Origin of the sequence: Streptomyces seoulensis (assembly GCF_004328625.1) — a bacterium.
GTDB lineage: Bacteria > Actinomycetota > Actinomycetes > Streptomycetales > Streptomycetaceae > Streptomyces > Streptomyces seoulensis.
Map to the genome: position 1 here is coordinate 3,364,751 of NZ_CP032229.1, position 18,743 is coordinate 3,383,493.

General features: G+C 72.0%; 16 protein-coding genes. 12 read left to right on the forward strand and 4 right to left on the reverse strand.

Annotated features, from left to right (window positions below):
- Nucleotides 1-9 precede the first annotated feature (9 nt).
- On the forward strand, nucleotides 10-1,818 hold the full coding sequence (locus D0Z67_RS15660) for a S9 family peptidase (RefSeq protein ID WP_031183848.1): 1,809 nt from the start codon (nucleotides 10-12) through the stop codon (nucleotides 1,816-1,818).
- Between the two features lie 39 nt (nucleotides 1,819-1,857).
- Here the strand turns inward: D0Z67_RS15660 and D0Z67_RS15665 are convergent, their stop codons facing one another.
- Nucleotides 1,858-3,645: an NAD-binding protein gene (locus tag D0Z67_RS15665; protein WP_031183847.1), complete on the reverse strand. Its 1,788-nt coding sequence runs from the start codon at nucleotides 3,643-3,645 to the stop codon at nucleotides 1,858-1,860.
- Between the two features lie 173 nt (nucleotides 3,646-3,818).
- Here D0Z67_RS15665 and D0Z67_RS15670 point away from each other — a divergent pair, with 173 nt between their 5' ends.
- Nucleotides 3,819-4,826: a permease gene (locus D0Z67_RS15670; RefSeq protein WP_031183846.1), complete on the forward strand. Its 1,008-nt coding sequence runs from the start codon at nucleotides 3,819-3,821 to the stop codon at nucleotides 4,824-4,826.
- Nucleotides 4,823-5,521, forward strand: a complete 699-nt coding sequence (locus tag D0Z67_RS15675; RefSeq protein ID WP_031183845.1) for a TIGR03943 family putative permease subunit — start codon at nucleotides 4,823-4,825, stop codon at nucleotides 5,519-5,521. The genes D0Z67_RS15670 and D0Z67_RS15675 overlap by 4 nt, the downstream gene beginning before the upstream one ends.
- Nucleotides 5,522-5,661: 140 nt before the next feature.
- Here D0Z67_RS15675 and D0Z67_RS29695 read toward each other — a convergent pair whose 3' ends face one another.
- Nucleotides 5,662-6,531 (reverse strand): SCO2400 family protein, encoded by an 870-nt coding sequence (locus D0Z67_RS29695; RefSeq protein WP_165507350.1) that lies wholly within the window; start codon nucleotides 6,529-6,531, stop codon nucleotides 5,662-5,664.
- Nucleotides 6,532-6,791: 260 nt separating this feature from the next.
- On the opposite strand from D0Z67_RS29695, the gene D0Z67_RS15690 reads away from it, so the two are divergent.
- The 6 genes from D0Z67_RS15690 to crcB all read left to right on the forward strand — a co-directional run bounded on the left by D0Z67_RS15690 (nucleotide 6,792) and on the right by crcB (nucleotide 10,585).
- Entirely contained in the window at nucleotides 6,792-7,265 is a 474-nt protein-coding gene (locus tag D0Z67_RS15690) for a carboxymuconolactone decarboxylase family protein (RefSeq protein ID WP_031182686.1), read from the forward strand.
- A gap of 113 nt (nucleotides 7,266-7,378) precedes the next feature.
- Nucleotides 7,379-8,422 carry a permease gene (locus D0Z67_RS15695; RefSeq protein WP_234312867.1) on the forward strand — a complete coding sequence of 348 codons (1,044 nt, stop codon included), beginning with the start codon at nucleotides 7,379-7,381 and terminating at the stop codon, nucleotides 8,420-8,422.
- Nucleotides 8,419-9,159, forward strand: coding sequence for a TIGR03943 family putative permease subunit (locus D0Z67_RS15700; RefSeq protein WP_031182688.1), 741 nt, complete (start codon nucleotides 8,419-8,421; stop codon nucleotides 9,157-9,159). The genes D0Z67_RS15695 and D0Z67_RS15700 overlap by 4 nt, the downstream gene beginning before the upstream one ends.
- A gap of 186 nt (nucleotides 9,160-9,345) precedes the next feature.
- Nucleotides 9,346-9,828 carry a fluoride efflux transporter FluC gene (locus D0Z67_RS15705; RefSeq protein ID WP_031182689.1) on the forward strand — a complete coding sequence of 161 codons (483 nt, stop codon included), beginning with the start codon at nucleotides 9,346-9,348 and terminating at the stop codon, nucleotides 9,826-9,828.
- On the forward strand, nucleotides 9,825-10,214 hold the full coding sequence (locus D0Z67_RS15710; RefSeq protein ID WP_037775610.1) for a DUF190 domain-containing protein: 390 nt from the start codon (nucleotides 9,825-9,827) through the stop codon (nucleotides 10,212-10,214). Before D0Z67_RS15705 ends, D0Z67_RS15710 begins: the two co-directional genes overlap by 4 nt.
- A complete protein-coding gene (gene crcB, locus D0Z67_RS15715) occupies nucleotides 10,211-10,585 on the forward strand; it encodes a fluoride efflux transporter CrcB (protein ID WP_031182691.1) in 375 nt (124 codons plus the stop codon). The genes D0Z67_RS15710 and crcB overlap by 4 nt, the downstream gene beginning before the upstream one ends.
- Nucleotides 10,586-10,730: 145 nt before the next feature.
- Here crcB and D0Z67_RS15720 read toward each other — a convergent pair whose 3' ends face one another.
- Nucleotides 10,731-12,014, reverse strand: a complete 1,284-nt coding sequence (locus D0Z67_RS15720; RefSeq protein ID WP_031182692.1) for a cation:proton antiporter — start codon at nucleotides 12,012-12,014, stop codon at nucleotides 10,731-10,733.
- Between the two features lie 162 nt (nucleotides 12,015-12,176).
- Nucleotides 12,177-12,386 carry a hypothetical protein gene (locus D0Z67_RS15725; RefSeq protein WP_199812222.1) on the reverse strand — a complete coding sequence of 70 codons (210 nt, stop codon included), beginning with the start codon at nucleotides 12,384-12,386 and terminating at the stop codon, nucleotides 12,177-12,179.
- 617 nt (nucleotides 12,387-13,003) lie between these two features.
- Between D0Z67_RS15725 and D0Z67_RS15730 the strand changes: the two genes are divergently transcribed.
- From D0Z67_RS15730 to D0Z67_RS15740, 3 genes are read left to right on the forward strand one after another with little or no spacing between them, the layout of a single operon-like run.
- Nucleotides 13,004-13,444: a hypothetical protein gene (locus tag D0Z67_RS15730; RefSeq protein ID WP_078873499.1), complete on the forward strand. Its 441-nt coding sequence runs from the start codon at nucleotides 13,004-13,006 to the stop codon at nucleotides 13,442-13,444.
- Nucleotides 13,441-14,091 carry a hypothetical protein gene (locus D0Z67_RS15735; RefSeq protein ID WP_031182696.1) on the forward strand — a complete coding sequence of 217 codons (651 nt, stop codon included), beginning with the start codon at nucleotides 13,441-13,443 and terminating at the stop codon, nucleotides 14,089-14,091. The genes D0Z67_RS15730 and D0Z67_RS15735 overlap by 4 nt, the downstream gene beginning before the upstream one ends.
- Nucleotides 14,091-18,740: a putative T7SS-secreted protein gene (locus D0Z67_RS15740; protein ID WP_051887925.1), complete on the forward strand. Its 4,650-nt coding sequence runs from the start codon at nucleotides 14,091-14,093 to the stop codon at nucleotides 18,738-18,740. The genes D0Z67_RS15735 and D0Z67_RS15740 overlap by 1 nt, the downstream gene beginning before the upstream one ends.
- Nucleotides 18,741-18,743 lie beyond the last annotated feature (3 nt).

An 18,743-nucleotide genomic window follows, 5' to 3' on the forward strand; every position in this document is an offset into this window, starting at 1 on the left:
CTAGGGGGCATGGACAAAGCTGACGAAGCTGTGGAGATGCCCGACTGGGAGAAGCGGTTCCGTGCGCCGAGGGTCTCGCTGCCGGACTGGGCCGAGGACGCGCCCGACCGCTCGCTGTTCGTGTCGAACGCGACCGGCACCTACGAGCTGTACGCGTGGGACCGCGCGAGCGGTGCGCAGCGGCAGGCGACGGACCGGCCGAACGGCACCACGGACGGCCTGCTCTCGCCGGACGGGGCGTGGATCTGGTGGTTCGACGACAAGGACGGGGACGAGTTCGGGGTCTGGCGCCGCCAGCCCTTCGGGGGCGGCGACGACGAGACGGCCGTACCGGGCCTCGCACCCTCCTACCCGGCCGGGCTCGCCCTCGGCCGGGACGGGCGGACGGCCGTGGTCGGCCGGTCGACCGACGAGGACGGTACGACGATCCACCTGGCCCGCGCCGGTGAGGCGCCGGTGGAGATCTACCGGCACCGGGAGTCCGCCGGTGTCGGCGACCTCTCGCACGACGGCACGCTGATCGCGATCGAGCACACCGAGCACGGCGACGCCATGCACAGCGCCCTGCGCGTGCTGCGCCCCGACGGCACGGCCGTCGCCGACCTGGACGACACCCGGGGCGGCACCGAGGAGCTGGGCCTGGAGGTGCTGGGCTTCGCCCCCGTCGACGGCGACACCCGGCTCCTCATCGGCCACCAGCGCCGGGGCCGCTGGGAGCCGCTGGTGTGGGACGTGGCGAGCGGCGCGGAGACCGACCTCCCGCTGGACCTGCCCGGCGACGTGGCCGCCGAGTGGTACCCGGACGGCTCCGCCCTGCTGATCGCGCACGGCTTCGAGGCCCGCAGCGAGCTGTTCCGCTACGACCTCGCCACCCGCGAGCTGGACCGTATCCCCACCCCGCCCGGCACCGTCTCCGGGGCGACCGCCCGGCCCGACGGCAGCGTGGAGTACCTGTGGTCCTCCGCCGCCGAGCCGCCGGTGGTCCGCTCCACCAGCGGGGACGTCGTCCTCGACCCGCCCGGCCTGAAGAGCCCGCCCTCGGTCGCGGTGGAGGACGTGTGGGTGGACGGCCCCGGCGGCCGCATCCACGCCCTCGTCCAGAAGCCCGCCGGGGCCACCGGCCCCCTCCCGACCGTGTTCGACCTGCACGGCGGCCCCACCTGGCACGACAGCGACTCCTTCGCGGCGGGCCCGGCGGCCTGGGTGGACCAGGGGTACGCGGTGGTCCGCGTCAACTACCGGGGTTCCACCGGGTACGGGCGCGCCTGGACCGACGCGCTCAAGCACCGGGTCGGCCTGATCGAGCTGGAGGACGTGGCCGCGGTGCGCGAGTGGGCCGTCTCCTCCGGTCTCGCCGACCCCGAGCGCCTCGTCCTCACCGGCGGCTCCTGGGGCGGCTACCTCACCCTCCTCGGCATCGGCACCCAGCCGGAGGCGTGGGCGGTGGGCATCGCCGTGGTGCCGGTCGCGGACTACGTCACCGCGTACCACGACGAGATGGAGGCGCTGAAGGCCATGGACCGCACCCTCCTGGGCGGCACCCCGGAGGAGGTCCCGGACCGCTTCGCCGCGTCCTCCCCGCTGACCTACGTCGACCAGGTCAAGGCGCCCGTCTACATCTCGGCCGGCGTCAACGACCCCCGCTGCCCCATCCGCCAGATCGACAACTACGTCGACCGCCTGCGCGACCGGGGCGCCCCGCACGAGGTCTACCGCTACGACGCCGGCCACGGCTCGCTGGTGGTGGACGAGCGGATCAAGCAGGTCCGGCTCGAAATGGACTTCGCCGAGCGGCACTTGGGGGGTTCCGCGGAGTAGCCGGCCCGGCGGAGCAGGGGCTCGGTGGAGAAGGGGCGGTCAGCCGAACTCCGCCAGCCCGCCGCGCGTCGCCGCGATCACCACCCGGTCGTCCTTCGTGAGGAGGCGGTCGGGCGGGGTGTCGGGCGCGCCCTCCACGGCGAGGGCGCGCCAGACGCCGGGTGCGAAGGCGGAGGCCAGGGTGCGGCCCTCCAGCTGCGGGCGGTTCGCCACGTCGACCGACGCGAAGACGAGCACCCGGCGTTCCACCGGCACCGCGCCCAGGACGCGACGGCCCAGCATGGCTCCGGCGAAGGCGGGGGCCGAGAGATGGGTGACGCTGCGGCTGCGGGTGGTGGCCAGCGGGTGCGCGACCCGCAGGGTGCGGTACACGGCGGTGGCGAAGTCGTCGTCGTACAGCCGCAGTACCGCGCGGAGGTCGGGACGGACCCCGCGCGCGTACAGCACGGCCTCCAGGTTGGTGGTGTCCGCGCTGGTCACCGCGAGGAGGGCGTGCGCCCGGTGGATCTTCGCCGACTCCAGTACGCCCTCCTGCGTGACGTCCCCGATCACCACCGGCACCCGCAGCCGCCGCGCCACCGCGAGCCCGCGCGCCTCCGGGTTGCCCTCCACGCACACCACCGGCACATGCAGCTCCCGCAGCCGGATCAGCACCCGCGTACCGATCTTCCCCAGCCCCAGCAGGACCACATGCCCGCCGAGCCCGCGCGGGGGCTTGCGCAGGGCGGACTGCGTACGGAAGGTGCCCAGCCCCTCCAGCACGGCAGCCAGGAGGACCGGCAGCAGCAGCAACCCGACCAGTCCGGAGAGGAGTTGCAGGATCTGCCGCCCCAACGGCTCGCCCAGCGCCGGATCGTCGATGGCGAACAGGTCCAGCAGGGTCAGGTAGAAGGCCCGTACGGGATGGATGCCGGTCACGATCGACAGGGCCACCGCGAGCGCGATCACGCAGCCCGCCAGAACCGCCAGCGACCACCTCAACTGCTTGGAGAACAGGGAGGACAGGGGCGGGACACCGCCCACGCCGAGCCCGTTGCCCGCCGCCGCGCCCTCCGACGCCGAGAACCGCTCCAGCATCACGCGGGACCGCGCACCGGCCCGGCGTACCTCCTCGTCGCCGGGCAGCAGCACCGGCCCCTCGTCGTCGCCGTCGGCGGAGAGCAGGGCCAGCGTGCACAGGCCGCCCGGCGCGGGGCCCCCGGCCGGGGGCGCGGCCCGTTCCACCGCGCGCAGCAGCAGGCCCTCCGCCTGGATCACCTTGCCGGTACCGGCGACCGCGGTCGCGGCGAGCGCGGGCGCCGCGGTGTCGGCGTCGGAGAGCACGGAGGTGGCCGCGTCCCGGAGCGCCTCGTCGTCATCGCCCACCAACACGGCCGCCTGGTCGAGGAGTTCCTCGATGTGCTGGCCCAGCCGGCGGTTGTAGAGCCGCAGTACGAGCCGGAGCCTGGGGTTCAGCCGCCGGGCGGTCAGCGCGGCCCGGATGTTGGTCTCGTCGTCCTCGTACACCAGCGCCAGGGCGGCCGCCCGCTCCACCCCGGCCTCGGCAAGCACCCGCTCGGTGAGGAACTCGGCCTCCAGCACCCTCTCCCCGCCCGAGCGTGGGGACACGGCGGCCGAGTCGCCGCCCGGCGCGGGGCCGCCCCGGCCGACCGCCACCGACACCACCCGGTCGAACAGCGCCGCCGGAGCCGACCGGGGCCGCCCGACCATCGGCCGCCGCGCGGTACGGGCGTTCGGCGGTACGACGAGCACGACCTGCTCGCCGTAGACTCCGCGCAGCTCGGCGGAGAGCCGGTGCGCGAGACCGTCGTCCCCGCACACCACCATCGGCGCCGCCGCGCCACCTGAACCGCCCTGATACGGAACGCTGTTCGCCACGAGGGAAAAGACTGCCCCAAGAAGGCGGCCGGTTCCAGCGATCACCTGAACGGGGCCGCCGACGGCCGCGTACCGCCTGGGGTGTGTTCGTCGCAGCCGCACCCAGCCGGAGGTCTCCACCCGTGGCCATCACCGAAGACGCCCCGCCGGGTACCGAGCCGCCCCGCGAACGATCCGGGGGCGTCCGGCTCAGCTCCCCCCTCGTCCTCACCCTCCTGCTGCTCCTCGCCGTCCTCGCCCAGGCGCCGATCCGGGGAGCGCTCGGCGCCCCGGTGATGCAGAGCTGGACCACGGTGTTCGTCGCCGTCACCGTGCAGGCGCTCCCCTTCCTGGTCCTCGGGGTGCTGCTGTCGGCCGCCATCGCCGTCTTCGTCCCGCCCGCCTTCTTCGCCCGCGCGCTGCCGAGCCGGCCCGCGCTCGCCGTACCGGTCGCCGGGCTCGCGGGGGCGGTGCTGCCCGGGTGCGAGTGCGCGTCGGTGCCGGTGGCGGGCGCGCTGGTGCGGCGGGGCGTGACCCCGTCGGCCGCACTGGCGTTCCTGCTGTCCGCGCCCGCGATCAACCCGATCGTGCTCACCGCCACGGCCGTGGCCTTCCCCAACAACCCGGAGATGGTCGTCGCCCGGTTCGCCGGGAGCCTGCTGGTGGCCTGCGCGATGGGCTGGCTGTGGCAGCGGCTGGGCCGCGCCGACTGGCTGCGCCCGCCCGCGCACGGGGCGCACGAGGGCGAGACGAAGGCGGAGACCTTCTGGAACTCCGTACGCCACGACATCATGCACGCGGGCGGCTTCCTGGTGGTCGGCGCCATGGCCGCGGCCACCCTGAAGGCGGTCGCCCCGGCGGAGTGGCTGCGCACGGCCGCGGGCAACCCGTTCCTCGCGGTGCTCGCCCTCGCCGTGCTCGCCGTGGTGCTGTCCATCTGCTCGGAGGCGGACGCGTTCGTCGCCGCCTCACTGACCGACTTCTCCCCGACGGCCAAGCTGGTGTTCCTGGTGGTGGGCCCGATGATCGACCTCAAGCTGTTCGCCATGCAGGCCGGCACCTTCGGCCGCGGTTTCGCGCTGCGCTTCGCCCCGGCCACGTTCGCGCTGGCCGTCACGGGCGCGCTGGTCACCGGGGCGGTGCTGCTGTGAACCGCCAGGCGCAGGCCGCCGTGATGTTCCTCCTCGGGGGCGCGCTGCTGCACGCGGGGACGACGGAGCTGTACCTGAGATACGTCAAGTCGGGCCTGCGGCCACTGGTGTTGGCGGCGGGCGCGGTCCTGGTCGTGGCCGCGCTGGCGACGGTCTGGTACGAGCGGAAACGGGCTCATGGGGGTGGGGGGCATCCCGAGCCCGGCGTGGCCTGGCTCCTGGTGCTCCCCGTCCTCGCCCTCATCCTCATCGCCCCGCCCGCCCTCGGCTCCTACAGCGCGGTCCGCACGGGCACGGCACTCCAACCGCCCTACGGACTGGACCCGTTGCCCGCCTCCGACCCCGTCCGGCTGAGCGTCGTCGACTACGCCTCCCGCGCCGCCTACACCCACTCCCTGCGCGGCCGCACCGTCCGCGTCACCGGCTTCCTCGCCCTCGACGCCCACGGCACCCCCTACCTCGTCCGCATGGCCCTCAACTGCTGCGCCGCCGACGCCCAGCCGGTCAAGATCGGCCTCACCGGCCAGCTCCCCCCGGTCCTCCGCCCGGACGCCTGGCTGGAGGTGACGGGCGTGTACGCCTCCCGCATGACCCGTGACCCGGTCAACAACGGGCCGATCCCCTACCTCCGCGTGACCTCCGCCCGCCCGGTGGCTACTCCGGCCGACCCTTACGACGAGACGTGGAACAGGTGAGGGACGCGGCGTCCAACTCGGCCGGAGTGTGACCGGCTTGCAGGTTTCCCTCCGGTCCGTCTTGGGAGGGGTCGGATTGGTGATCAGTGGAGGTCGCTCACCCCTCCTCGGTGCCGGCGGTGTCCGACCTCGTCGCGTGGTCAGTTCAGGCAGAGGACCAGGAGGCAGAGGTGGGAAGGCGAGGTCGAGGGGGTCGCCGTGGGGGCCGGGGAGTCCGTGGGGGTGGGGGACTGCGGCTCGGAGGGGGTGGCGGACGGGGGCTCGGTGCGCTCGGTGGGGGAGGGCGTCGTCGCGTCCGGCGTCGGGGTGGACTTCGTGGGGGTGGGGGACTGCTTCGGCGGGGCGAGGGGGGAGGTGGGGGTCGTGGAGACCGGGGCCGGGTCGTGGGGGAGGGGGAGCAGGGAGCGGGAGTGGGGGTGCGCCGAGGCCGGTGCGGAGGGGGACGGCTTCTCGGTCTTCGGGGTGGCCTTGTGCGAGGCGGGGGTGCCGGAGCGGCGGGGGGCTGCCGGGGACTTGGCGCTCGTGTGCGACGGGGTGCTCGATGACGTGGGGCGCTCGGTCGGGGACGCCGTCGGTACCGGGAGGCCGGCGGTGGCCTCGGGACCCGTACCGCCCATCGGCTGCTCGCCCTGGGCCGCGGTGGGGCGGGTGCGGTCGGCGGGCTGGTGGTTCAGGGCCGCGGCGAGGGTGAGACCGCCGCCGACCAGCGCCACGGCGGTTGCCCACGCTGCCCTGCGACGCGTCTTCCGCCAACGGGACTGCTCACGGCGCCGGGCCGCACGGCCACTGCCCGAGGGCACCTCGGCGGGGCGGTGCGGGGCGGCCGGCGGGGGTACCGACCTGCCGCGACGGGACGAGGGGGCGGGAACGTCCTCCTCGCCGGGCCGCCGTACGGCGTACGGGCTCGTGCGGACCGGCATCGGGGCCAGGTCCGGGGAGGCGCAGACGCCGCAGCCGGGGCAGACCAGGGCGCCGTTCAGATGCCGACGGCAGGCGGAGCAGTAGTCCATTCGCGGTCTTCCTGGGTCGACGGGCGCGGGTGAGCGCCCGCCACCGTAACGGGACCATCAGCAGAGTGTGTGCGCCCCATGTGGCTCTCCTGCACACATTCCCAGCGGATTCGGCGTGGCCGGAACCTATGTGGCCGGAACCTATGTGGCCGGAGGCCGGGCGAGCCGGTGGCTCACGTCACACCCCCACATGTCACACCCCCGCCGCCCCACCCGTCGTAAGCGTGAACCCACCCGCACCGACTCCCAGGAGCGCACCCATGGACGCCCGTCTCAACCCCTTCGCCCTCCCCACCACCGCCAAGATCATCAAGCACCTCGGCGCGGCCGGAAAGGTGGTCTCGGACTCCACTCTCCCCGCCGCCACCCAGGAGCTGGTGAAGATCCGCGCCAGCCAGATCAACGGCTGCGGCTTCTGCCTCGACATGCACACCAAGGAGGCCGCACACGCGGGCGAGACCCCGCTGCGGCTGAACATGGTCGCGGCCTGGCGCGAGGCCACCGTGTTCACCGACGCCGAGCGCGCCGCCCTCGAACTGGCCGAGCAGGGCACCCGCCTCGCCGACACCCCGGGCGCCGTCACGGACGAGGCGTGGGCGAACGCGGCCAAGCACTACGACGAGGACCAGCTCGCCGCCCTGGTCTTCCTCATCGGCCTCATCAACGCCTACAACCGCATGAACGTCATGATCCGCATGCCCGCCGGTGACTACGAGGTCGGCCGGCTGGCCTGAGCCGCGGCCGGGCCGCAACCTCCTCACGCATCCGGAGGCGAGACGGCGTGTGCACCCCACCCGGCACACGCCCCTCGCTTATCGTCGGCCAAACACCGACATCCGGAGTGAAAATGGGAAAAACGGATGAGCTGGTGGGAGCGCTCGACGCGGCGGCGACGGCGACGGTCGTCACCCCCACCGCTCCACCGGCCCGCCCCAGCCCCGTACGCCCCCTGCTCGCCCTCACCGCCGCCGCGGCCGTCGGGATCACGGTGCTGCTGCTCGCCCGCGCCGGGGTGCTCGACCGCCCGGCCGTACAGGCGTGGCGCACGGTCTGCCTGGCGATCACCGTGCAGGCGCTGCCGTTCCTGATCCTGGGCACCGTGCTGTCCGGCGCGATCAACGCCTTCGTCCCGGCGGACCTGTTCACCCGTGTGCTGCCCAAGCGGGCCGCGCTCGCCGTGCCGGTCGCGGGGGTCGCGGGTGCGGTGCTGCCGGGGTGCGAGTGCGCGTCCGTACCGGTGGCCAACAGCCTGATCAGGCGAGGCGTCACCCCGGCAGCCGCGTTCGCCTTCCTGCTGTCCGCGCCCGCGATCAACCCGATCGTGCTCACGGCCACGGCGGTCGCCTTCCCCGGCAACCCCGCGATGGTCGCCGCCCGGCTGGCCGCCTCGCTGGCCACCGCCGCCGTGATGGGCTGGCTGTGGCTCTGCCTCGGCAAGGAGAAGTGGTTGCGCCCGGCCGTACGGCACACCGGTCACCAGCACGGACACAGCCGCTGGGCCGAGTTCCGCCAGGGCTTCCAGCACGACTTCCTGCACGCCGGGGGCTTCCTGGTGCTGGGCGCGATGGCGGCGGCCACCTTCAACGTCGCCGTACCGCGCACCGTGCTCGACACCTTCTCCGGCTCGCCCTGGCTCTCGGTGCTGTTCCTCGCCGGACTCGCCGTCCTGCTCGCGGTCTGCTCGGAGGCGGACGCGTTTGTGGCGGCGTCCCTCACAGGCTTCTCCCCCACAGCCCGGCTCGCTTTCATGGTGGTGGGCCCCATGGTGGACCTGAAGCTGATCGCCCTTCAGGCGGGCACCTTCGGCCGCGCCTTCGCCGTACGGTTCTCCGCCGCGACCACGGTCGTCGCCGTCGCCGCCAGCGCCCTGGCCGGAGGCACGCTGCTGTGAGACGCCTCGCCCAGACCGCCCTGCTCGCCCTCATCGGCGCCGGCCTGCTGCACACGGCCCTCTTCACCGACCTCTACCTGCGCTACGTCAAGGAGGGCCTGCGCCCCGTCCTGATCGCGTCCGGCGTCGTCCTGCTGCTCCTCGGCGCGGTGAACGCCGTACTCGACCTGCGGGCCGACCCGGAATCCCACGAGCACCACGAGCACGGCCACGACCATGCGCACGCCCCCAAGGTCGCCTGGCTCCTCGCCCTCCCCGCCCTGAGCCTCCTCCTCTACGCCCCGCCCGCCCTCGGCGCGTACACGGCGGCCCACTCCAACGGGAAGCCGGTCGCCACCACCCCGAGGGAACGTTTCCCCGACCTCCCCGCGACCTCCCCGCTCCCCCTGACCCTCACCGGCTTCACCCAGCGCGTCCAGCAGGACCCCACACGGGCGATCAAGGGCCGGCAGGTCCAGCTCACCGGGTTCGTCACCCCGGCCGGGGCGGGCGGCGGCTGGTACCTGACCCGGATCATCTTCACCTGCTGTGCCGCCGACTCCCAGACCGTCAAGGTCCGCGTGCACGGCCCCGACGCCCCGCCCGCCAACACCTGGCTCGCGGTCACCGGCACCTGGCACCCGGCGGGCCGCCTCGGCACGAAGACCGCCGAGGCCGCGCTGGACGTCCGGGAGACCCACCCCATCGCCCAGCCGGTCAACGCCTACACGGACGACCTCCCGCTGACCCCCTCGTGACCGCACCCGCCGCGCTGCACCCCGCCCCGCCCCCGCGATATCCTGGTGACCGGCCGCGCCTCACCCGCGCGGCGCGGCGGTGGGGCTCGCCGTACCCGAACCGCGGCACCGAGGCCGCCAACAGTCCCTACTTGCGATGGAGTGCGCCCGCGTGCGCGGGCCCCGGCGAGTAGGAGACGTACGCCCATGACAGCACCACGACCCACGACGAACGAACCCGTCGACCCCGACATCGACCTGCGCTCTCCCGCCCAGTGGCAGGAGGCGTGGCGCGGTCAGGGCCCGGTCGTGGCGGTGGTCGCGGTCGGCGGCGCGATCGGCGCGACGGCCCGGTACGCGGCGTCGCTGCTCTGGCCGGTCGAGAGCCCCGGCTTCCCCTGGACCACCCTGCTGGTCAATGTCACCGGCTGCGCGGTCATCGGCGTGTTCATGGTGCTGATCAGTGAGGTGTGGACGGCGCACCGGCTGGTCCGGCCGTTCTTCGGCACGGGGGTGCTGGGGGGCTTCACGACGTTCTCCACGTACACCGTCGAGATCGAACGGCTGGTGAACGCCGGTGAGGCGCGCACCGCCCTCGCCTATCTGACCGCGACCCTGTTCGCGGCCCTCGGCTCGGTGGGACTCGCGGTCGCGCTCACGCGCCGCGTCCTGGCCTGGAGGCATCGATGACCACGACACGGCTGACCGGCGACGCCCTCCGGGTGACGATCTTCATCGGCGAGCACGACACGTACCACCACAAGCCGCTCTACAGCGAGATCGTGCACCGCGCGCACGCGGCCGGGCTCGCGGGCGCCAGTGTGTTCCGGGGCATCGAGGGCTTCGGCGCGTCCTCCCTCATCCACACCGCCCGGCTGCTCTCCATGAACGAGGAGCTGCCGGTGGCGATCGTCGTCGTCGACACCCCGGAGCGCGTACGGGCGTTCCTGCCGCAGCTGGACGAACTGGTGGAGTCGGGACTGGTGATCCTGGACGACTGCCAGGTCATCCGGTACGCGGGCAGCCACTCGGGCCGGCACTCGCGGCGTCACCCGGGCAAGGAGAAGAAGGCGTGAACTGGCTCCTCGTGATCATCGGCGGCATGGCCGGAGCCCCGCTGCGCTACCTCACCGACCGCGCCGTCCAGAAACGCCACGACGCCGTCTTCCCCTGGGGCACCTTCACCGTCAACGTCCTCGGCTGCCTCATCCTCGGCCTCCTGACCGGCGCGGTGACAGCGGGCGCCGCCGGCACCCACACCCAACTCCTCATAGGCTCCGGCCTCTGCGGCGCCCTCACCACCTACTCCACCTTCTCCTACGAGACTCTCCGCCTCACCGAGGACGGAGCCCGCTTCCTGGCAGCGGCGAACGTGGTGGCCAGCGTGGTCGCGGGCCTGGGCGCGGCCTTCGTGGGGACGGCGCTCGCGGAGGCGGTCTGGAGCTGAGGCGGACTCTGCCTCGGGGCGCCCAGGGCCTGAAGGCCATTTGGGGCGCCACACCCCCGCCCGCGCCCAGGAGTGTCGTTCGCCCTTCGGCCGACGTGGCAGCGGGCGCTGGACGCCCCCTCGCGCCGGGCCCGGTGGCGGACCGTCAGCGCGGTGTCTCGTCGGGAGCGAGCGCGTTCTCCCGCAGGTTCGGCTGCTCACGCAGTGTCCTGGTGAACCAGGAGCCGTAGCGGTTCCCGAGGAAGGGGGCGGAGGCTCCGTGGAGGACGACGCTCAGGCCGACGGTGACGGCGACGACGCCGCTCAGCAGGGTTCCACCGGGCAGATGCTCCTCGAACGCGAGCAGGCCGAACACGAGGGAGGCGAGCCCGCGCGGACCGAACCAGCCGATGTAGGCCACGGAGGTGACGCGCAGCCCGGTGCCGATCAGTGCGAGAACGACCGGCAGCATCCGGATGACGGTGAGGGCGAGCAGTGCGTAGACGACCATCCGCCACGTCAGGTGCTGGAGCGTCGGCCCGAGGATGACCGCGCCGAAGACGAGGAAGCTCAGCGAGGCGAGCAGGAGGCCGAGTCGTTCGGTGAAGGTCGTGCTTCGCACCGGATCGGAGTCCTCGGGGCGAAGGTTCGGACCGGTGGGTGCTCGCCGCAGGTGGACGCCGAAGGCCAGGCCGGCGGCCCACGAGCCGATGAAGCCGCTTCCCTCGCCCATGAGGCACAGCGCGTAGGCGACGGCAGGAACGGCCAGGACCAGCAACTGCCGCCAGTCGGAGGTGCTCCACCCCCGGGCGAGCGACCAGCGCAGCAGACTCGCCCCGGCCCAGCCGGCCGCGATGCCGATCGCCCCGCTCAGCAGCAGTGCCCGCAGGAACGTCTCGGCTACGCCCGGATGCCCATGGCCCTCACCGGCCGCCGCGAGTGCCAGTACGAAGAACAGAAGCGCCAGACCGTCGTTCAGACCGGATTCCACGGAGAGGCCGCCGCGGATCAGCGGCGGCACCCGCTTGTTGGAGAAGGCCTGCTGGCCGAGCGCGGCGTCCGTCGGCGCGAGGATGACAGCGACCAGGGCCAGTTCCCACACACCGAGGCCGGGCAGCAGTGGCCAGGCCGCCAGCCACCCCAGAGCCATCGTGGCCGGCAGTCCGACGACGAGCAGGCGCAGCGGCAGGAACCCTTCCCGGCGCAGGTCCCGGACCCTGATGCCCGCCGCGTCCGCGAACAGCAGGAGCACCAGCGCGCTCTCCAGCAGCGTCCGCGTGAGCTCCGGGTCCTGCGCACGGCTCAGCATCCCCAGGCCCAGCGGGCCGATGGCCACACCCACGAGCATGAACACCAGCGGCCCCGAGAGCACCGTGGTCGACAGGCGCCGCGAGAACATCCCGTAGCCGATGACCACACACCCGGCGGCCACGACGGCCCAGCCGTTCATCCGCACTCCTCACGCCGGACGTCCGTCGTCGCCGGGGCGGTCGGGCGACCGTCACACAGAGACACGACTGCTGACCCTACGTCGCCTTCGGCCGGCCCTGCGGCAACCTGGGCCGGGAGATGCCCGCACAGGTGAGGACCACCGCCGGGCCCGCCCGGAACCTCACTGCCTGGCCATGTGCATGCGCATCTCGCTGGCCGGCACCGCCTGCGTGCCGGGGTGGAAGTGGTAGCTGGGCCGGGCCTCGGTGACCTGCGGCCTCTCCAGCATGAGGCGCTCGAAAGCGCTGCCGTCGATCGGCAGCACGTTGTACTTGCCGGCCTCGACGTACCACAGCGCGATCATCTCGATCAGCTTGCTGCGATGTTCCACGGCGAGGTCGCGAGTCTCGGCGACGTCCTCATGCCTGGCCTCCGTTCCACCGGCCCGCACGGCTCTCCTCGGCCGGCCGTCGACGTCTTCGGGCCGTGGGCACCACGCGAATGCCCCGGGCGGGCGCGGTCCGCCCACGAAGCGTCGTCTTCCCGCGCCACGACAGACCCCTGCCTCGCTCACCCAAGGCGCTCACCTCCACGCCAGGCCGAGAGGAACAGTGCCGCCAACCGGGCGTCCGGGCTTGGGGGCCCACTGGATGACCGGACCTCGGGCGACGGGCAGTCGGCTGGCAAATGACGATGTGTGGAAGGGACTTGGCCGTCCCACTCTCATGAACGACCGCCGCGCCGTCGGCCCCGCCACGCCCGGCGACGGCCACGTGATCCGGCACGACCGCGCAGCGGGCGGGCTCGCGCCGGCCGACTTCCCCACCGGCGGCCCGCTCGCGGAGCATTCCCTCGCCACCCCTCCCGCGGGCACGCTCCAGAACAGCCGGACCGACTCGTGGGAGGGGCACCCCGGGGGCACTTCCACAACTGCTTCCCCACTGCCGGCCGGCCGGGGGTGACGGGTGGAAACTTGTCCGGTCTCGGCGTAGTCGTGATGATGGCGGCATGTCTGAGAACGGGGACCGGATAGCGGGTTCGGGTGTCGCGCCCGGGCAGATGGCGGAAGTGGCGGCCCGGAGACGGGAGTTCGCCGAGCTGCTCGGGGAGTTCCGCCGTGCTCCCGTGCTCGTGCCCCTGGGTGACGAACAGGCGTTGCTGACCGCGGACTTGGGCGGCATCCGCTTCATCCTGGCCTTCTCCGACGAGCAGGCGCTCGCCCGGTACGCGATCGCGCGGGGGGAGTCGGCGCGGGAGTGGACGTATCAACGCGTGCTGGGTGCGCGACTGTTGGATGTCGCGGTGCCCGCCGCCGGCGTGCCGTGCGGGGTCGCGTTGGACTGTGCGGACGGGTCGGAGGGGATGGTGTTCCCGCCGGTGGCGGGGATCGTGCCGGACGGCGCGGCGGTGGATCTGGACGACGGGGTACGGCACGGGGGTGCGGTATGAGCGGCGAGGGCGGGATGGATCTCCAGGCGCAGGGCCTGGAGGAGATCGCCAAGGGCCTGACGGAGGCGCTGGGCGAACTGGGCGAGCTGGGCATGGCCGGCCAGGCCGGTGCGGGCCGTGGCTTCTCCGGAATCGCCCTGTCCGGGCTGGAGTTGGGCCACGAGGGCCTGACCGGTGAGCTGAAGACGTTCTGCGAACGCTGGGAGTGGGGCGTACGCGCCCTGATCGCGGAGGGCAACGCCTTCGCGCAGAAGACCGACCTCTCGGCGGGCACGTACTACGAGACCGAGCAGTACCTCAAGGGCAGCGTGAAGATCGTGGCCAACTCGGCGGTGGGCAACCCGTACGCCTCCGAGGAGGACGTCGAGAAGATGGGCTGGGGGGACATCGCCAAGTCCGGTCAGACGGTGGACTATTCGCAGGAGTCCTTCGAGCAGGCGTGGGAGAACAGCAAGCAGGGCTGGAAGGACGCCGGCCGGGACGCGATGACCGCACCCCTGATCGGCACGGTCCCCGTCACCCCGGAGAACATGCACGGCGCGGTGGGCATGTCGGACAAGGACTACGACCAGTTCCTCGACGACACCTTCGGCCCGTCACCGGAGGCCCGCGCGAAGGCGGCCGAGCAGCAGGGCGGTGAGGGCTGATGGGGCTGGGGGACATCACCAACTCGCTGCTGGGCGGCGCCGAGAACCTGTACGACAAGGGCAAGAAGAAGGTCGGCGAAGTCGTCGACGCGGGCACGGACAAGCTCGGCGACGGGCTGGACCACGTCGGCCTGCACGACTGGGCCGACGGCGTCGAGGACTGGGGCGACGAGGTCGCCTCCGACCTGGGCGCGACACCGGGCGAGCAGCAGCTCGGCCAGACCGAGCAGGCCGACGAACTCGTGCACGGCAAGCCGGAGAGGATCCGCGAGAGCGCGAAGCACCTGAAGGACTTCCACGGCGCGTTCGGCAAGGTCGGCTCGGGCCTGAAGAAGATCGACTCGGCGGGCTGGAAGGGCGAGGGCGGCGACGCCTTCCGCGAGAAGTTCGGCGTCCACCCCGCCAAGTGGGCCCACGCCGCCGAGGCTTGCGGTTCTGCGGCGGACGCGCTGGATCGGTACGCCGACACCGTCACCTGGGCGCAGAAGCAGGCGGCGGAGGCCGTCGAGCTGTACAAGAAGGGCACGAAGGCGTTCAGCGACGCGCGCGGCGACTTCGAGCGGAAGGCCGCCGCGTACAAGACCAAGGCCGACGCGGGCGAGGACCCCGGGCCGGTGCCGGAGCAGGACATGCAGGCGGGCAAGTCCGACCGCGACGCGGCCGCGCACAAGCTGAACGAGGCCCGCAAGCAGCGCAACACCGCCGCCGCCGACGCCCAGGGCAAGATCAAGGCCGCCCTCGCCCACGCCCCCGCCGAACCCCCGCCCCTGGAACGCCTCGGCCACGACTTCACCGACGGCTACCAGGCCGCCAACACCGAACTGACCCACGTCGTCGGCGGCGCCCTCAAGGGCACGGCCGGCCTCGTCAACTTCGCCCGCGGCCTCAACCCCACGGACCCCTACAACCTGACCCACCCGGCGGCCTACCTCCAGAACGTCAGCATGACGCTGTCCGGCCTCGTCTCCGCGGGCACCCACCCCGAGCGCACGGTCCAGGCGGCCATCGACGGCTTCAAGAAGGACCCGTCGGAGTTCGTGGGGCGGATGATCCCGGAACTGATCGGCACCAAGGGGGCGGGGCTGGCGCGGGGCGGGCTGCGGCTCGGGATGAAGACCGCGGCCAAGGAAGGGGTCGAGACCGGACTCCAGCGTGAGGCCCGGATGGCGGCCGAGCGGGAGCCGCACGCCGTCTCACGCGCGGAGAAGGAGAAGGTGTGCGTCGACGATCCGGTCGACGTCGCCACCGGCCGCATGATCCTTCCGCAAACGGACCTGATGCTGCCCGGCTCCCTGCCGTTTGTGTTCAGCCGTACCTTCGAATCCTCGTACCGGGCCGGCCGCTGGTTCGGCGTTTCCTGGGCGAGCACGCTCGATCAGCGGCTGGAGATCGACGGCCAAGGTGTGGTCCTCGTCGACGAGGACGGCAGCGTTCAGACCTATCCGCACCCCGCACCGGACGTACCTGTGCTCCCCGGCCACGGGCAGCGCCGTCCGCTCGCCCTCACGGCGGACGGCTACACCGTGACCGACCCAGAGACCGGTCATGTCCGCCACTTCACCCCCGAGGGACGCCTTGTCCAGACGGACGACCGCAACGGCGGGTGGATCGCCTACGACTACGACACCGATGGTGTCCCGACGGGTGTCCGGCACAGCGGCGGGTACGAGGTCCGCCTCACGGCGGAGGACGGACGTGTCACGTCGCTCGACCTCGCCGACGGAACACGCGTCCTCGAATACCGCTACGAGGACGGCAACCTCACCGAGATCGTCAACTCCTCCGGCAAACCCCTGTGCTTCGCGTACGACCACCAGGCACGCATCGTCTCCTGGACCGACACCAACGGTCAGCGCTTCGAGTACGCCTACGACGAGCAGGATCGCTGCGTCAGCCAGTGCGGTCGTGAGGGACACGTCAGCTCCCGCTACGAATATGAGCAGGGCGTCACCACGGTCGTGAGCGGTCTCGGGCACGTCCGGCGATACATCGTGGACGACCGTTCACGCGTCGTCGCCGAGACGGATGCGAACGGTGCCACCACCACCTTCGAGAGGGACCGCTTCAACCGACTGGTCCGCAGGACGGACCCGCTGGGCCGCGCGACCATGATGGAGTACGACGAGGAAGGCAGAGTCACCTCGGTCACCCGCCCAGACGGCCGGGGATTCTCGATGCGGTACGACGCCCTCGGGCTCCTCACCCGGGTGACGCGCCCGGACGGGACGACACACCGGCGCGAGTACGACGACCGCGGCAACGTCCGATCGGTGAGCGGCCCCTCCGGCAGGACTGACTACGCCTACGACGCCCGCGGGCATGTGGCCTCGGTGACCGACGAAGCGGGTCGAAGCACCCGGATACGGTGCAACGAGGCCGGCCTCCCGGTGGAGACCGTGTCCCCGTCCGGTGTCGTCACCCGTAACACATACGACGCCTTCGGTCGTCCGGTCTCCGTCAGCGACTCGCTCGGTCGGGTCATCCATATGGGGTGGAGCACGGAAGGCCGCCTGCTGTACCGCACCGAACCGGACGGCGGCCGAAACGAGTGGACTTACGACGGCGAGGGGAACGTCCTCACCCACACCACTCCCGACGGAGGACGCTCCACGTACGAGTACGGCGCGTTCGACCGGCTCTCCGCCCGGACGGCACCGGACGGCGCCCGTTACGAGTTTCACCACGACATCGAGCTGCGGCTGTGCCGGGTCACCGATCCCCGGGGACTGACCTGGACCTACGACTACGACCCGGCCGGTCACCTGCTCTCGGAGACCGACTTCGACGGGCGGACGCTGCGGTACGACTACGACGCGGTCGGCCAGCTCACGGCGCGCACCAACGCGCTCGGGCAGACGATCCGTTATGCCTACACAGCTGTAGGACAACTGGCTGCCAAGGACGCGGACGGGAGGCTGACGACCTACGAGTACGACCACTTCGACGAGCTGGCGAGCGCGACAGGTCCGGACGCCACGCTGACCCGGCTGCGTGACGAACGGGGTCTCCTGCGGTCGGAGACCACCAGCGGCCGGACACTGCGCTGGAGCTATGACACCTCCGGACGACTTGTCCGCCGCACCACCCCCTCTGGCGTGGTGACCGAGCGTGGCTACGGTCCGACCGGCGCGCTGGCCCGGCTCGCGGTGTCCGGCCGCATGATGGCGTTCTCCCACGACGAGGCGGGCCAGGAGATCGCCCGGCAGTTCGGCGACGTGAGGCTGGCGCGGACGGTGGACCCGCTCGGTCGCCTCGTCGAGCAGCGGCTGTACGGGGCGGACGGGCGCCCCTTGTGGCGGCGGAACTACAGCTATCGCGCCGACGGCCATCTGACGGGGCTGCGGACGCCCGACGGAGATCACGACTTCACCCTTGATGAGACAGGTCGGGTCATCGCCGTGTCCGCGCCGGGATGGGTGGAGGCCTACGCCTACGACCAGGCCGGGAACCAGCTCGAAGCGGCCTGGCCGGAGGAGCGGACCCAACCAGGTGCGGCCACGGGCGTCCGTACCTACGAAAGGAACAGGCTTGTCACGGCGGGCGGTCTGCGGTACGAGTACGACGCGCAGGGGCGGGTCGTACTGCGCCGGCGGAGCAGGCTGTCCCGCAAACCGGACACCTGGCGTTTCGACTGGGACGCCGAGGATCGGCTGACCGGTCTGACCACACCCGACGGCACAGTCTGGAAATACCTGTACGACCCCCTGGGGCGGCGGGTCGCCAAGCAGCGGCTGACGGCGGCGGGCGAGGTCGAGGAGGAGACCACGTTCGCCTGGGACGGCTCGTCGCTGTGTGAGCAGGCGACGGTGGATCGGGAAACCGCCCAAGCGATCGTGCTCACGTGGGATCACCAGGGTCTGCACCCCCTGTCGCAGACGGAGCGAATCCTGTCCGCCTCCCAGGAGGAGATCGACAGCCGTTTCTTCGCCATCATGACCGACCTGGTCGGAACCCCAACCGAGCTGGTCGACGAGAGCGGTGACATCGCCTGGCGAACGCGCGCGACGGTATGGGGGCGGACCACCTGGAACCGCGATGCCACCGCCTACACCCCGCTGCGCTTTCCGGGGCAGTATCACGACCCCGAATCGGGGCTGCACTACAACGTATTCCGCTGCTACGACCCCGAGACGGCGCGGTACCTGACGCCCGATCCGCTGGGACTCGCCCCGGCACCGAATCCCGCGGCTTATGTGCACAACCCTTTCACCTGGTCGGATCACCTCGGCCTGGCTCCGGACGAGTGTCGGGTGACCGTCTATCGAAAGCAGACGAGCCACCCCCTCAGCCAGCGTGTGCATGTGGATGAGAACGGCAACGTGACCATCACAGGCCAAAACCAGCTATACGTCAATATGAGTGGCGATATAAGGCATACTCTGGAATTCCGATCCGACGGCGGTCAGATCGTTTCGTTCGAGGTGCCGAAGGGGTTCGTGGAGGAGATCCGCGGTCGGGCGATCCCGCAGGAGCAGCCACCCGACTGGGGTTTCACCAAGCAAGAATGGAAGCAGATAAAGAAGTACTATCCGGAGATATCTGATCCCACGAGAGGTGTCGACCTGTACGGACTTCCTGGAGAGGTGATCGACAAAATGCGCAAGGTCATCGTTCCCGGCTCTGGTAAGATCGTCCACGATTTCGATTGAAAG

Bases quoted from the DNA above. Each gene is read 5' to 3' on its own strand.
- D0Z67_RS15660 (WP_031183848.1), top strand. From the start codon at position 10: ATGGACAAAGCTGACGAAGCTGTGGAGATGCCCGACTGGGAGAAGCGG.
- D0Z67_RS15665 (WP_031183847.1), bottom strand. From the start codon at position 3,645: ATGGTGGTGTGCGGGGACGACGGTCTCGCGCACCGGCTCTCCGCCGAG.
- D0Z67_RS29695 (WP_165507350.1), bottom strand. From the start codon at position 6,531: ATGGACTACTGCTCCGCCTGCCGTCGGCATCTGAACGGCGCCCTGGTC.
- D0Z67_RS15690 (WP_031182686.1), top strand. From the start codon at position 6,792: ATGGACGCCCGTCTCAACCCCTTCGCCCTCCCCACCACCGCCAAGATC.
- D0Z67_RS15695 (WP_234312867.1), top strand. From the start codon at position 7,379: ATGGGAAAAACGGATGAGCTGGTGGGAGCGCTCGACGCGGCGGCGACG.
- D0Z67_RS15705 (WP_031182689.1), top strand. From the start codon at position 9,346: ATGACAGCACCACGACCCACGACGAACGAACCCGTCGACCCCGACATC.
- D0Z67_RS15710 (WP_037775610.1), top strand. From the start codon at position 9,825: ATGACCACGACACGGCTGACCGGCGACGCCCTCCGGGTGACGATCTTC.
- D0Z67_RS15720 (WP_031182692.1), bottom strand. From the start codon at position 12,014: ATGAACGGCTGGGCCGTCGTGGCCGCCGGGTGTGTGGTCATCGGCTAC.
- D0Z67_RS15730 (WP_078873499.1), top strand. From the start codon at position 13,004: ATGTCTGAGAACGGGGACCGGATAGCGGGTTCGGGTGTCGCGCCCGGG.
- D0Z67_RS15735 (WP_031182696.1), top strand. From the start codon at position 13,441: ATGAGCGGCGAGGGCGGGATGGATCTCCAGGCGCAGGGCCTGGAGGAG.
- D0Z67_RS15740 (WP_051887925.1), top strand. From the start codon at position 14,091: ATGGGGCTGGGGGACATCACCAACTCGCTGCTGGGCGGCGCCGAGAAC.